The 15,008-nt window shown below is 52.7% G+C and carries 8 protein-coding genes; 7 read left to right on the top strand and 1 reads right to left on the bottom strand.

All coding sequences use genetic code 11. The features are described from left to right. Positions 1-37: 37 nt before the first annotated feature. The 5 genes from AB8809_RS19810 (at position 38) to AB8809_RS19790 (ending at position 7,925) form a co-directional block, all read left to right on the top strand. Complete coding sequence (locus tag AB8809_RS19810; RefSeq protein WP_349855338.1) at positions 38-1,768, top strand: sulfatase; 1,731 nt, start codon at positions 38-40, stop codon at positions 1,766-1,768. Positions 1,769-1,986: 218 nt separating this feature from the next. Continuing rightward, positions 1,987-3,450 carry a sulfatase-like hydrolase/transferase gene (locus AB8809_RS19805; RefSeq protein WP_349855337.1) on the top strand — a complete coding sequence of 488 codons (1,464 nt, stop codon included), beginning with the start codon at positions 1,987-1,989 and terminating at the stop codon, positions 3,448-3,450. Positions 3,451-3,558: 108 nt separating this feature from the next. Beyond that, positions 3,559-4,782: an anaerobic sulfatase maturase gene (locus tag AB8809_RS19800; RefSeq protein ID WP_349855335.1), complete on the top strand. Its 1,224-nt coding sequence runs from the start codon at positions 3,559-3,561 to the stop codon at positions 4,780-4,782. Between the two features lie 295 nt (positions 4,783-5,077). Continuing rightward, the gene (locus AB8809_RS19795) at positions 5,078-6,160 is read left to right on the top strand and encodes a porin (RefSeq protein ID WP_349855334.1); all 1,083 of its coding nucleotides are present in this window, start codon (positions 5,078-5,080) and stop codon (positions 6,158-6,160) included. Between the two features lie 85 nt (positions 6,161-6,245). Further along, positions 6,246-7,925, top strand: a complete 1,680-nt coding sequence (locus AB8809_RS19790; protein WP_349855333.1) for a sulfatase — start codon at positions 6,246-6,248, stop codon at positions 7,923-7,925. Between the two features lie 74 nt (positions 7,926-7,999). On the opposite strand, the gene AB8809_RS19785 is transcribed toward AB8809_RS19790, so the two are convergent. Beyond that, complete coding sequence (locus AB8809_RS19785) at positions 8,000-9,388, bottom strand: 6-phospho-beta-glucosidase (RefSeq protein WP_349855332.1); 1,389 nt, start codon at positions 9,386-9,388, stop codon at positions 8,000-8,002. Between the two features lie 381 nt (positions 9,389-9,769). Here AB8809_RS19785 and AB8809_RS19780 point away from each other — a divergent pair, with 381 nt between their 5' ends. Together AB8809_RS19780 and AB8809_RS19775 are read left to right on the top strand one after the other, a co-directional pair. Beyond that, entirely contained in the window at positions 9,770-10,273 is a 504-nt protein-coding gene (locus AB8809_RS19780) for a DUF1543 domain-containing protein (RefSeq protein ID WP_349855331.1), read from the top strand. A 415-nt stretch (positions 10,274-10,688) separates the two neighbouring features. Further along, positions 10,689-14,918 carry a sulfite reductase subunit alpha gene (locus AB8809_RS19775; protein ID WP_349855330.1) on the top strand — a complete coding sequence of 1,410 codons (4,230 nt, stop codon included), beginning with the start codon at positions 10,689-10,691 and terminating at the stop codon, positions 14,916-14,918. The last annotated feature ends 90 nt before the right edge of the window (positions 14,919-15,008 follow it).

Below are 15,008 nucleotides of genomic sequence, written 5' to 3'. Positions count from 1 at the left end.
CCTGGCGAGTGACGTCAGAACGTCTGAGGAAGCATAAATGATGAAAAAAATACCTCTGGTTGCCGCCGTCGTGGCTGCGTTAGCGCTGCCCGGTCAGGCGATAAGTGCCGATTTTTCTGCCCAAATCGCCAGCCCACGTCCGAACGTGGTGCTGATTGTGGCGGAGGATATGAATCCCCGCTTGGGTGCATACGGAGATACACAGGCGCGAACGCCGAATCTGGATGCGTTGGCAAAAGAGTCCGTTGTCTTTACACAAGCCTTCACGATGGCAGGCGTATCCGCGCCGTCGCGAGCTGGGCTGATTACCGGCATGTTTCAACATACCACCGGGTTGCAGCACATGCGTACGGCGACCCGACCAGCAGGCGGCTATTTAGGCGTGCCGCCTTCTTATGTGAAAGGTTACCCCGAACTGCTGCGCCGCAGTGGTTACTTTACCTATAACGATACCAAGACGGATTACCAGTTTACGAAAGGCCATGCCGATGTCGGCCCTTTCACCCTGTGGACGCGCCACGGGGAGTACAGCAGCATGGACGATCTGCATATTCAGCTGGCCTGGCGTAATTATGATCTGAAGGGCAAGCCGTTCTTCATGAATTTTAACCCGCAGATTACGCATGAATCGGCGCTTTTCACGGCGGAAAACCACCCTGCGGGCCAATCGCGCTTTGTCAAACAGTGGGATACCTTCCGACAGCAGTACCCTTATACGCCAACGGATCCACAAAATCTGATACTGGAACCCTATCTGAGGGATACGCCACAAACCCGGCGGGAGCTGGCGCAGCATTATGACAATATTCACATTATGGATATGCAGGTCGGTAAGCTGCTGGATGGGCTGAAAAAGGACGGGCTGTGGGATAACACCATCGTCATATTTACGGCTGATAACGGTGATGGGATCCCGCGTCACAAGCGTGAGGGCTACGACTCTGGCACCCATGTCCCGCTAATCGTGCATATCCCTGAGAAATATCGTCCGGCTGGCTGGTTGGCGGAGGGGAGTATGAATGACCGGCTTGTGTCGTTCGAAGATCTGGCACCAACCATTCTGGGGTTTGCCGATATCAAACAACCTGACTATATGCGTGGTATCAGTCTGGCACAGGATTTCGCGCCGCAGCGCCAGTTTGTCTATGGCGTGCGAGGGCGGATGGATGAATACGATATGCGCGCCTATTTTGTTCGGGATCGTGACTATCAATATGTGCGTAATCTGGCGACCACGCCGGGAGGGATCGGCATTGCTTTCCGTAACGCGCTCGGATCGATGAAGGATTTGAATGCAGCGCATGAACAGCATCAGCTGAGTGCCGATCAGCAAAGCTGGTTTGACGATCGTCCAGCAGAAGAGCTCTACGATCTACGACGCGATCCCTTGCAGTTGCATAATCTGGCGGCAGAACCTGCCCAAAATGCCGTGCTGGTACGGATGCGTGAAGAGATGGATCGCTGGCGTAACAGGGCGAACGACATGAATTTGATCGTGGAAGATCAGATGGTGGCGGATTTGCTGGATGAGCAGGGTAAGCAGCGCGCCACGCTGACGCCAGTGGCGCAGTGGGATGCGGTCAGCAACAAAATTTATCTGGCTAACCGCACGCAGGATGCCTCGATTGGCTACAGTTGGGATGGCAAAGAGTGGGAGCTGTATACGGGCAGTATCACGCCGCTGAAGAGTGCATCGCAGCTGCAATTCAAGGCGATTCGCTATGGTTGGCAGGAAAGCCCGGTCGGCGCGTTGTCCATTCAGCCGTAAAAATCGGTATGTGAATTTGTTCACATACCTTGATTATGTTGTTTGTATGCAGTTCAGAAAGTGAGTAAAACTACCTTCAGGACATGACCATGAAGCATGACGTAGAGAATGTTATTCATGGGTGAAACCTGATTGGCAAGCGGCCGTTGTGTCGTTTGGCGATCAGGTTTTTTTTTGCCTTGAGAAAAACGAAAACAACACTCTGGGGATGAAACATAATGAAGAAACATGTCATGGCACTCTCTATCGCGACGGCGTTGCTGGCTGGGCCAACGCTGTGGCACACCGCTGCGGCGGCGCAAACGAAACCGAATGTGATCATCCTGTTTACCGATGATATGGGCTGGGCCGATATGTCGGTACAGGGCGCGAAAACGCCGACGCCTCATCTGGATAAACTAGCAGCAACGGGACAGCGCTGGACCAATTTTTATGTCTCGTCAGCGATCTCTTCCCCCAGCCGCGGCGGATTGATGACGGGCCGCGTCGAAACTAAAACGGGGCTATACGGCACGAAAATCCCCGGCGTGTTCCTGGATGAAGATCCTGATGGTTTCCCCGATGATGAAGTCAGCATAGCGGAATCACTCCAGCACAACGGGTATCGCACCATCATGTACGGCAAATGGCACTTAGGGACGCAGTCGAACGCGTTCCCGACACGCCACGGTTTTGATGAGTGGTATGGGATCCCGACCAGCAACGATCGCTTCAGCACCGTTGTCGATCAGGTGGAGATGAATCGTCTGGCAAGCAGCGATCCGAAAAGGCGTGAACTGCTGAGCAAAATGGAAGAGATCAACCGCTCACCGAAGCAGGAATACTGGAACGTGCCGCTTTATCACTCCTATAAAGACAACGGAAAGCAGGTCGATTACGCCGTACCGCAGGGCTTCCAGCAGGCCAGTTTTACCAAGGATGTGACGAACAAGGCGGTGCAGTATATTGCCGACAATAAAGATAAGCCGTTCTTTATGTACATGGCTTACCCGCAGACTCACGTACCGTTGTTTACCTCGCCGGAATTTAAAGGCAAAGGGCATAACCCTTACGGTGATGTGATGCTGGAGATCGACTGGTCGGTGGGGCAGATCTATCAGGCGCTGGAAGCGAGCAACTTGGCGGAAAACACCATCGTGATTTTTACGTCCGACAACGGCCCGTGGTTGCAGTATGACAAAGACGGTTTGGCTGGTTCGGCGCTGCCGCTGCGTTCGGGTAAAAGTACTGTATTTGAAGGGGGGCAGCGTGTTCCGTTTATCGTGAACTGGAAATCGCATATCGCGCCGAAAGTGGTGGATGACATCGGCAGTACGCTGGATCTTCTGCCAACGCTGATGAAGATCACCGGTAGCCAACATGCTCAGCGCGATCTGGACGGCGTGGATCTCAGCGCCGCCTTCCTGAATGGAAAGCCTAGTGCGCGTACCTTCATGCCGTATTTCTACTGGGGCAAAATGGATGCCTACCGTGATGGCGACTACAAGGTGGTCTTCCGTGACAAGAAAGCGGGCATTCCGGTCGATCTGGAAAAACCGCTTATGTTCAACTTGCGCGATGACGTTTCTGAACAGCATGATTTGTCGGCTAAAGAGCCGGATCGCTATCGGGCGTTGATAGAAAAAGCGCGGGCCTATGAGCAGTTGCTGGGTGAGAAGAAACCCCCGCTGTTCGATCTGTAATCGCAAACGATCCGCCGGCCAGGAGGTCGGCGGTGATTTTCTCAGGAAAGAGACTATCTCTCACGAAAAGAGACTATCGTGTAGCCAGTAAATTAAGTCGAGGTGCCCATGAGTCAATCCATTGCCAATTTTCAGTTGATGGCCAAGCCTTCAGGATCCGTGTGCAATATTGATTGCTCATACTGTTTTTATCTGGAGAAGGAACACCTTTATCCAGATCGGAAAAGCCGCTGGAAGATGGATGGCGATACGCTGGAAAACTATGTGCGAAAGAACATCAGCAGCCAGCAGGCACCCGTCGTTGATTTCCTGTGGCAAGGCGGAGAGCCGACGCTGCTAGGCATCGATTTCTTCCGTGAAGCAGTGCGATTACAGAACCACTACCGCGGCACAAAGCAGATCAATAACTTCTTTCAGACCAACGGCACCAATATTGATGACGACTGGGCGCGTTTTCTGAAAGAGAACCAGTTTCTGGTGGGGTTGTCGATCGACGGTGACCGTATCAGCAATGATGCCCATCGTCTCACGCGAGCAGGGAAAAGCACCTTTGATGATGTGATGAAAGGGCTGGAGGCGCTGAAGCGTCACAAGGTCGAGTTTAATACCCTGACCGTGGTGAATGCGGAAAATGTGAAACGCCCGCTGGATGTTTACCAGTTTCTTAAACGCATCGGCAGTCGTTACATGCAGTTCATTCCGCTGGTGGAGCGCCGCGCTGCAAAGCCGGACGATAACGGACTGGTGCTGATTCAGCCGGATTTTTCGGGCCAGTGCAGCGTAACGGAGTGGTCAGTGCCTGCCAAAGCCTATGGTCGTTTTCTGAATACGATTTTTGATTATTGGGTTCAGCACGATCTGGGCAATGTGTTTGTCATGAACTTTGAGCAAACGCTGACCAAAATGACCGGGCAGCTTAGCGCCTGCGTTATCAACGAGACCTGCGGCGGCAATCTGATTGTTGAAGCGAATGGCGATGTGTATTCCTGCGACCATTTCGTTTATCCAGAAAATAAACTCGGCAATATTAATCAGGACGATCTAGCGTCGCTGGTGAATTCGCCGCAAAACCTCGCCTTTGGTGAGAATAAACGAAAGAATATCAGTAAAGATTGTCTGAGTTGTGAAGTAAAAGCCGTTTGTCATGGCGGTTGCCCGAAGCATCGGTTTGAAATTTCTAGCGATGGACGACCGAATAAAAACTATTTTTGTGATGGATTTAAAACGCACTTATTCCATGTATTACCACGTATGAATTCCTTGCTCGTGCAATTGGGACGTCAGGAATCAATGAAGAAGATAAGGAGGAATATAAAAGCAGAATTTTATTAATTGATGTAATTTCAGTCATTATCATAACGCTGAATTAATAGCTTTGCATAATTTCCTGCCTAGGCAGGAGGCATTGCTACGCCAAACACCAGGGATTCTTATAATAATGTCATTTATACCCGTCATACTTCAAGTTGCATGTGCGTTGGCCGCATTCAGTCACCCGAATCACTTACTTGAGTAAGCTCATCGGGATGCCTTCGCTTGCCGCCTGCCTGAAACTCGAATTATTTAAGGTATAGACATTGGAAACCTATTTGCTTTTTTTCAATAACCATAAAAATAGGTCATCACGATGAATAATAAAAAACTGAAGCTGGGACTTTTCTGTACCTTACTCTTATTGTGTCAAACATTCACAGAAGCGGCCCAGATTTACAATAAAGAGGGAAATAAGCTGTACCTCGATGGTCGCGTTATCGCGCGTAGGATTATTAGCGATAACGAGAATATTGATGGTGATAAAGTTCGGTTCAGGATGAACATTCACGGGGAAACGAAAATCACGGAGACGCTATATGGCTATGGCCGATTCGAGCATGATTTTAATGCGTTTGAACCCGAAAGCGCCGCGCCGACGGATTATACCCGTTACGCCTATGCTGGCCTGAATGAGAAATATTGGGGCAGCATCAGCTATGGGCGTAATGATGGCGTTCTGGCTTATCCGCAATATACCACGATGATTTTCCCGATAAACGGCGGAGGAACCTATGCGCCGGATACCTTTATGGGGAAACGTGGAACGGGAATATTGACCTGGCAGAATAACGATCTGTTTGGCTTTATTCCCGGTGGGGAACTGAGGTTGCAATATCAAGGGAAGAACGAAGGCAGCCGTTCGGTTAATACGCAAAACGGTAACGGTTACGGTATCGCATTCGGGTACGCTATACCGTCAGCCCCGCTGGAATTCAGCGCAGCCTGGGCGTTATCACAGCGTACACTAAAACAGCAGCAGGCTGATTACGGTGAGGGCGACAGCGCTGACGGCTGGATGGTTGGAATGGCCTGGCAGCCGGAAAATTGGTATATCGGCGCATTTTATGGCGAAACCGAAAATATGCAGTTTGTTAATAACCGCCGCAGCAAAATATCCGGATTTGCGAATAAAGCACAAAATCTGGAAGCGGGAATACGTTATCGCTTCCCGTCTAAATTAACCACGGCTGTGGGATACCGGGAATCGAAAGCAAAAAATCTGGACGGTATTGGTGATGCGTTACTGGTTCGAAATGCACTTCTGTTCGTGTCGTATCCTCTTAACGCTAATTTCAGTTTGTCTGCGGAATATAGCGTTAATTTACTAAAAGATAACAACCCTCTGGGACTTAATACGGATGATGCCACCTGGTTAACAGCAACATTTATTTTCTGATGTGAAAGTCAGGTGGTGAAAACAGTCTTATTGACGCCATCGCTTTCATTGGATGTGGAAGCGATGGCATAAAAAAGGAAAGACGATGAAAAGAAATAGACTTCTGGCCGCGATGACGCTGGCCTGTATGCAAGCGGCGGGGGTACATACTGCCGCTGCAGCTTCTCCGTCAACGACGGTGCCGTCGGCGGGGGGAGCGCAACCCAACGTGGTTTACATCATTCTTGACGATCAGCGTTACGACGCATTTGGTTTCCTGAACTCGGCCATCCATACGCCGAATATGGATAGCATCGCCAAAGAAGGGACGTATTTTAAGAATGCGTTCGTGACCACCTCGCTGTGCTCCCCTAGCCGTGCCAGTATCCTGACGGGGATGTACGTGCATAATCATGGCGTATCGGATAACAATCCGTCCGATCTCTCTCATCTGAATTACTTCCCGGAGCTGCTGCGCGACAAAGGCTATCAGACCGGTTTCTTTGGTAAGTGGCACTTCGGTGGCGCGGATAAAACGGCCACGAAAGGCTTTGCCGGTTTTGATCGCTGGGTAGGGCTGCTGGGGCAAGGTAGCTATTATCCGATTGATAACTATGGCAAGCCGACCATGCTCAATATTGATGGCAAGATGGTGCCGCAAAAAGGCTATATCACCGATGAACTGACGGATTACGCCGTAGACTGGCTGAACACGCTTGATAAGAAAAAGCCGTTCATGATGTACCTGTCACATAAAGGCGTTCACTCCGACTTTCTGCCCGCCAAACGTCACCGTGGCAGTATGAAAGAGGTAACTTTCCCGCTGCCAGATACCTATGCTGATACGCCGGAAAACTATGCTGGTAAGCCGATGTGGGTGAAGAACCAGCGTAACAGCTGGCACGGCGTGGATTACCCCTATAACACGGATATGGACCTTCAGCAGTATCAGCGTGACTACTATGAAACGTTGCGTTCGGTGGATGACAGCGTAGGGCGCGTACGCGACTGGCTGCAAAAACAGGGGTTGGATAAGAACACCATTATCATGGTGATGGGGGATAACGGCTTTATGTTCGGCGAACATGGGTTGATCGATAAGCGGAATGCCTATGAAGAGTCGATCCGCGTGCCGTTGATTGCTTCCGGGCCGGGCTTCGCTAAAGACAAAGTGGTGGAAGAGATCGTCAGAAATATCGACGTAGCACCAACCATTCTGGAAGCCGCAGGCATTGCCGCGCCGAAGCATTACGACGGGCAGAGCTTCTGGCGTCTGGGTCTGGATGGCTATAATGTGCCGAAGCGTAAAGATTACTTCGTCTACGAATACTTCTGGGAATACAGCTTCCCGCAGACGCCAACCACGTTTGCGATCCGCACGCCGGAATACAAATACATCCAATATTACGGCGTCTGGGATAAAGAAGAGCTTTATGACATGCAGAACGATCGGGAAGAGAAGCACAACCTGATCGATTCTACCGATGAGAAGATCGTGAATGTCAAAATCGCGCTGCGCAAAAAGCTGTATGAAGAACTGGGCGATAGGCAGGGCAAAAACGTGATCCCGTATAACCAACGTACAGGACAAGGGCAGATTTACCGCCATGAAGGTGCTGGTGAACAGCTAGCGCCATTCCCGCGCGAATGGCTGAAAGGGTATAACCACGAGGAGATTCTCGCCGGGTTCATCCCCGATCAGGTGGGTAAAGAAGCGAAGGTGAAAGCTTCGAACGAAGCGGTGAAAAAGAGTGAACCGCTCCTCAAAGAGCTGATGGATAAATAATCCATCGGCATCAATCAGACGGCGCAATGTGAACACGCCGTCTGATTTTCTCTATTATCTTATGTTCTATAGGATTACAGCGACTTTCCGTTGCTGTTAATCACATCCTGATACCAGTAGAAGCTGTCTTTGCGCCGACGCTCCAGCGTGCCTTTGCCGTCATCATCACGATCCACATGAATAAAGCCGTAGCGTTTTGACATCTGCGCTGTTCCCGCGCTGACCAGATCGATCGGACCCCAACTGGTGTAGCCCAGTAGCTCGACGCCATCGTCGATGGCTTCACGCACTTGGAGCAGATGGCGACGCAGGTAATCGATACGGTAGCTGTCGTGAATACTGCCGTCCTCTTCCACCACATCGCGTGCACCCAGTCCGTTTTCCACGATAAACAGTGGTTTCTGATAGCGGTCATACAGCTCGTTCAACAGGAAACGCAGACCTTCTGGATCGATCTGCCAGCCCCATTCGGACGCCTCAAGGTGCGGGTTAGGAATCAGGCGGATGATATTGCCGCGTGAGGACTGATATTTCTCCGGCTCGAAGGTTGCGCAGCCGCTCATGTAATAGCTGAAGGAGACAAAGTCTACGGTGTGGCTCAGATCGTCTTTGTCCTGCGCGGTAATGGTGAGTTCGACGCCATTTTCCCGAAAATAGCGCTGGATCCAGGCCGGATAGGTGCCGCGTACCTGCACATCACCGAAGAATAGCCATTCACGGTTCTTATTCTGCGCTTCCAGCACATCTTTCGGATGGCAGGTCATGGGGTAGCGCACCGCGCCCAATAGCATGTTGCCGATTTTGGCATCCGGGATGAGGTCATGGCAGGCTTTTACCGCGCGTGCGCTGGCAACCAGCTGGTGGTGAATCGCCTGATAAATCTCCTGCTTCGAGGGTTCGCCGCTCAGCCCGATGCCCGTAAAGGGCGAGTGTAACGCCATGTTGATTTCATTGAAGGTCAGCCAGTACTTCACCTTGTCTTTATAGCGGCTGAAAACGGTACGGGCATATTTCTCAAAATGGTCGATGATGGCGCGATTGCCCCAGCCTCCCAGTTTTTTCACCAGACCGTACGGCATTTCATAATGCGACAGCGTAATCAGCGGCTGAATCTGATGTTTTGCCATTTCATCGAACAGGCGATCGTAGAAGGCCAGACCGGCTTCGCAAGGTTCTGCCCCATCGCCTTCGGGGTAAATGCGCGTCCAGGCAATCGAGGTGCGCAACACCTTGAACCCCATTTCGGCAAACAGCTGAATATCCTGCGGGTATTGATGATAAAAATCGATTGCCCGATCTTTGATGCAGCTCGTGTTCTCATCGCGTTCCGTCACCGGGCCATGTACGCCCTTTAGCTGAAGATCGGAGGTGGAAACACCTTTACCGTCTTCATTCCATGCCCCTTCAACCTGGTTTGCTGCAACTGAACCGCCCCATAAAAATCCGTCGGGGAATGCTTTCATGGTATTTCTCCTCATCGTTTTCTACATCATTACGCTGCGCCGGCCTGTGGCTCCGTGCTGGGAACCGCCGAATGACAGGCAAAAAAAAACTTGGGCAGAAGAGAGTATCACTACTCACCTCTGCCCAAGTCTCGCCCGCCATTGGCGGTAACGTCTTATCAGACCACTATACAATCCTGAATTTCTGCGGCAATGCCCCCGTCTGGTTATGTGACTCCGGTCACGACATCTCTGTGGGTGCCACATCGGCACTACATGGGAGGATGGGAGGCCCTCAAGGAAAAGGCAGAGCGCTTTCTGGCTTTATCGCTATATATAAAAAAATATAACGAATGTGAGATAATGTAGCCGATGCCTGACGTCATATAAGGAGAAAATACCGTGCATCTGTATATGTTTTACCTGGGAGGGAATGCGGGGAAGTCGAATATCGAAGTTCACGATATCCAGTTTGTGGCGGCTGAGAAGCCAGAGGATGCGTGGCCCGCGCTCCGGGACGCGTGGTTTGGTGACCCCGATAAAGTGCATATTGATGGGTATGCGCGCGTGGTATGGGCGGATGGTTATACCGTTACCCTTTCTGACACGCGGCCTGCGGACGACAACCGACTCTTTTTTGTTAACGCCGGCGCTTACCATCCGTCAACGCTGGCGGAGCTGCATGCGTTCGATTTATTTGTGGCGAAGAGTGCACAAGAAGCAAAATCGAAAGGATTGGCATCGCTCCTGAATGGCGCGCTGCATCAGCATAAAGACAACCTTAAGGATGTGGATGACTGCCTGCTGCTGGAAAAAATCGGCGGCCTGTATATTCATCTGACACCTTGTGCAACTGGCACCCCCTTCACACCGGAATGGCAGGGTTACCAGCCGATCGGTCTCTGACTTAGCCTGTGTTCCCCGCATCAAGCCGGTAGACCATGTTGATATGGCATACCGGTTCTTCTTCACCGTCGTGCTATCGCCTGATGGCAGATGAACCAAAAATGCACGCGAGCCCTCTTAATCTGCACCATCGTGATGCAAGCGGGCTACGCGGGTCTCCATTGCTTTACGTTCCTCCTCGCTATATCTGGTGGTACACAGCGGTGGCATGCAATTTGCTTATTAACGCATAGCAACTCCGCTGGCTTACCTCAACGGTGAGTGAAGCCTCGGTCAGGACAACGGCGTCCACATCATCATGCTTTTCGCATTACGGCGAGAGCAGGAGGATGTGGACGTTTTTTTATGTCTGGATTTGCCCGTTGCAGCACTGCTTTCGCGGGGCTGTGACACGCTAATCCGATAGGAGGCAGCCATGAATGCCAAATCCTCAACGTGTGTGAAGAGTGTCTGTCCCTATTGTGGGGTCGGCTGCGGTGTGGTGATGGAGGTAAAAGACAATCGCGTGATCAAGGTGTCAGGCGACAAGACGCATCCCACCAACTTCGGGCGACTATGCACGAAGGGAAATACCAGTGGTCAGGCGCTTGCCGAATCAGGACGGCTGGAACATGCCTACTTGCGGGCGGATCGTCAGCACGAATCGGTCAGGGTTGATGTGAATAAGGCGATTAAGGAAACCGCACGGCGGCTACGGACGATCATTGATACTCATGGCCCTGACGCGGTGTCGCTTTATGTCTCCGGTCAGATGTCGCTGGAGTCTCAATATCTGGCTAATAAGCTTGCCAAGGGGTTTATCGGTACCAATAACATTGAGTCAAACTCACGCCTTTGTATGGCAAGCGCGGGGAGCGGCTACAAGCTCTCTCTGGGGTCGGATGGGCCGCCGGGTTCCTATCAGGATTTTGACCACGCCGATGTCTTTTTTGTCATCGGGGCGAACATGGCCGACTGCCACCCGATCCTGTTCCTGCGGATGATGGATCGCGTTAAAGCAGGGGCCAAGCTCATCGTGGTCGATCCACGCCGTAATGCCACCGCGGACAAAGCGAACCTGTTCCTGCACATCAAGCCCGGCACGGATTTAGCGTTGCTCAACGGCCTGCTCTATCTGCTTGTCCAGAACGGACACACCGATCCTGCGTTTATCGCCGAGTTTACCGAAGGGTGGGAAGCGATGCCCGCTTTCCTTAACGACTATCGTCCTGAGACGGTGGCGGAGATAACTGGGTTGCCGGAAGCGGATATCCGCAAGGCGGCAGAATGGATCGGCACCGCGTCGGCGTGGATGAGTTGCTGGACGATGGGGCTTAACCAGAGCACGCATGGTACCTGGAATACCAATGCGATCTGTAACCTGCATTTAGCCACGGGGGCGATTTGCCGCCCCGGCAGTGGCCCGTTTTCTCTGACGGGACAGCCCAATGCGATGGGCGGACGCGAAATGGGCTATATGGGGATGGGGTTACCGGGGCAACGCTCGGTATTGGTAGAGAAAGATCGTGCGGCTATTGAAGCGCTCTGGAACGTACCCGCTGGCACCTTACGCACCGAGTTGGGTGGGGGCACCGTAGCCATGTTTGAAGACATGATGGCGGGTAAGATCAAGGCATGCTGGATTATCTGTACCAATCCGGTTGCGACGGTACCTAATCGCAAGAACGTGATTGCTGGGTTGCAAGCCGCCGAGCTGGTCATCACACAAGACGCCTTCCTCGATACCGAAACCAATCGTTATGCCGATATTCTGCTGCCCGGCGCACTGTGGGCTGAAGCAGAGGGCGTGATGATTAACTCCGAGCGGAATTTGACGCTGATGCAAAAGGCCGTTGATCCACCCGGCGAGGCGATGGCTGACTGGCAAATCATTGCTAAAGTCGCCTGCGAGATGGGCTATGCGCAAGGGTTTAGCTACGGTTCGGCCGCTGAGGTGTTTGAAGAAATCAAGCAGGCATGGAACCCCAAAACCGGTTATGACATTCGTGGCGCCAGCTACGATCGCTTGCGGCAGGCACCATTGCAGTGGCCTTGTCCGCCAGATGATGACAACCATCGTCATCCCGTTCGCTACCTCAACGACGGCGTGAGTCAAACGCTAAAAGCGTTACCAGACGGCACGCGGCCACGGCTTGTTTTTGCGACCGAAAGCGGTAAAGGGATATTCCTCCCCCGACCGCATATGTCACCCGCCGAGATGCCGGATAACGACTTTCAGTTTGTACTGAATACCGGTCGCTTGCAGCACCAGTGGCACACGATGACGAAAACCGGAAAGATTCCGACGCTCAACAAGCTCAACCCAGGGCCTTTCATTGAAGTGCATCCTGAAGATGCCAGCGCGTTTGGCATTCACGATAAGGATCGTGTGGAAGTGCGTTCACGCCGGGGACATGCGGTACTCCCTGCCGTTGTCACCGATCGCGTACGTCCTGGAAACTGCTTTGCGCCTTTCCACTGGAATGATGTCTTTGGTGACGATCTGGCCATTAATGCAGTCACCAGCGATGCCATTGATCCTATTTCCCAACAGCCTGAATTCAAGTTTTGCGCCGTGGCATTGACTCGGATCGCTGAACCCGTATCGCGCATTTCCCCTGAGCGGGAGAGCCATCCGGCTGCGTTGCCCGTATCGAAACAGGCTGAAGTGGGCACGCCGAACAACGATATCAAGGAGCTCGACATGAAACACATTGATGCGCTGGCCACGCTACTCGGTCTGGATGTTCCTCCAACGCTGACGCTGAGTGCGCACGAACAGCACTATCTGCAAGGGTACATTGCCGCGTTGCGTACCGATGCATCACGGTTGGCTGGTGGCGTACCCGTACTGCCTGCCACGGCACCATTGGAACCTTCCAGACGCCTGATGCTCGACGGCATGCTGGCAGGGCTTTTTGCCCGAACCTGGTTGTCTGATGGCGGTATTGCTGCTCTGCCAGCGACGGCCCCTGTCGCGCCCATGGTTCCAGCATCATCACCGTCGCCCGTTTTGGTTTTATGGGCATCGTCGACCGGCAATGCGGAAAGTTTCGCGGCACAGTGCGCTGAACGCCTGAAAGCCGAGGGGCATACCGTGACGCTGTCTGAGATGGGCAGCGTCACGATTGCTGATTTGCCTGCGATACCGCGTGTACTCTTTATCGCCAGCACGTTTGGTGACGGCGATCCTCCCGATAATGGCATGAATTTCTGGACGGCATTGCAGGCGGAAACGGCCCCCAGACTGACGGAAATGGCGTTCGCCGTGTTGGCATTGGGAGATTCAAACTACGATCAGTTTTGCGGCTTTGGCCGCCGGCTTGATGCTCGATTGGAGGCGCTGGGGGCACAGCGTCTGTTAGCACGAATCGACTGTGAACCAGATTATCAGGAGGCAGCAACAGCCTGGCTCGACAGTATGGTCAACGCGCTTGCAGGAGTACCTGCGCCAGCGGCGAATCGGGCCGCTATCGCTGCAATGGTGACAGTGGCTGACGAGGATGACGCCGACGTGCCGGTGCTTACTGCGGCATCGGCTCCCATTTTTAGCAGGAATGCGCCTCTGCCCGCCCGCCTTGTCATCAACCAGCGGCTTAATGCGCCTGGAGCGGAAAAAGAAACCCGGCAATTCGCCTTTGATATTGCAGACAGCAATGTGAGCTACGAAGCGGGCGATGCGCTCGGCGTCTGGCCGACGAACAGCCCTGAGCTGGTGAACACTATGCTTTCAGTGCTCAAGCTTTCGCCTGCTACCGTGGTGACCGTCAAGGATAAAGGCGACATGACGCTGGCTGAGGCGTTATCCCAGCATGTCGAGATTGCCCGTATCACGCCGGAGTTTTTGCAGTTTGTGAGTCAACGCTCGGGTCATGAGGCACTGGCCGACCTGTTGCAAGAGGAACGTAAGGAGGAACTCAAACAGTGGCTGTGGGGACGGCAGATTGTCGATTTGCTACAGGCGTTTCCGATTCAGGTTCAGGCTGACGAATTGCTAACCGTACTTAAGCGCATGCAGCCGCGTTTATACTCGATTTCGTCCAGCCCAAAAGTTACCCCGCATCAGATCCACCTGACAGTCTCGACGGTGCGTTATGGTGTTGAAGGGCAATCACGTGGCGGCGTATGTTCAACCTTTCTGGCTGACCGCGCGGCAGAGTCAGGTACGGTGCCTATTTTCATCCAAAAGTCAGCCCATTTTCGCACTCCTCAACACCCTGATACGCCCATCATCATGGTGGGGGCTGGCACGGGTATCGCACCTTTCCGGGCTTTTCTGCAAGAACGTCAGGCGACGAAGTCACAAGGTAAAAATTGGCTATTTTTTGGTGAGCAGTATGCGGCGACCGATTTCTACTATCGTGAGGAGCTGGAGAAACTAGAGCGTGATGGTTATCTGCATCGGTTGGATACGGCCTTTTCTCGCGACCAACACGAGAAAATTTATGTCCAGCACCGTATGTGTGAGCAGGGCGCTGAACTATGGCGCTGGCTGGAGGAGGGGGCGCATTTCTACGTATGCGGTGATGCCAGCCGTATGGCGAAAGACGTGGATCTGGCGCTCCGGCAGGTTGCGCAGGCACATGGCGGTATGAACAGTGAGCAAGCGGCAGCCTATGTGGCAAAAATGGCGCAGGATAAACGCTACGTACGCGATGTGTACTGAGTTGCCCGTTATCGGTCTACGGTATTCACGTGTGAGATAGGGACTTGCGGGTGACGCGGCATTAGGGTTTTCCCCCTAACGCCGTGGCGG

Source organism: Pectobacterium aroidearum (assembly GCF_041228105.1).
Classification (GTDB): Bacteria; Pseudomonadota; Gammaproteobacteria; order Enterobacterales; family Enterobacteriaceae; genus Pectobacterium; species Pectobacterium aroidearum.
The sequence above is the reverse complement of the archived record's forward strand: the minus strand, read 5'-3'. Positions and strand labels throughout refer to the sequence as shown.

Excerpts from the sequence above, each read along its gene's own strand:
- AB8809_RS19810 (WP_349855338.1), top strand. The coding sequence starts at position 38 with ATGATGAAAAAAATACCTCTGGTTGCCGCCGTCGTGGCTGCGTTAGCG.
- AB8809_RS19805 (WP_349855337.1), top strand. The coding sequence starts at position 1,987 with ATGAAGAAACATGTCATGGCACTCTCTATCGCGACGGCGTTGCTGGCT.
- AB8809_RS19800 (WP_349855335.1), top strand. The coding sequence starts at position 3,559 with ATGAGTCAATCCATTGCCAATTTTCAGTTGATGGCCAAGCCTTCAGGA.
- AB8809_RS19795 (WP_349855334.1), top strand. The coding sequence starts at position 5,078 with ATGAATAATAAAAAACTGAAGCTGGGACTTTTCTGTACCTTACTCTTA.
- AB8809_RS19790 (WP_349855333.1), top strand. The coding sequence starts at position 6,246 with ATGAAAAGAAATAGACTTCTGGCCGCGATGACGCTGGCCTGTATGCAA.
- AB8809_RS19785 (WP_349855332.1), bottom strand. The coding sequence starts at position 9,388 with ATGAAAGCATTCCCCGACGGATTTTTATGGGGCGGTTCAGTTGCAGCA.
- AB8809_RS19775 (WP_349855330.1), top strand. The coding sequence starts at position 10,689 with ATGAATGCCAAATCCTCAACGTGTGTGAAGAGTGTCTGTCCCTATTGT.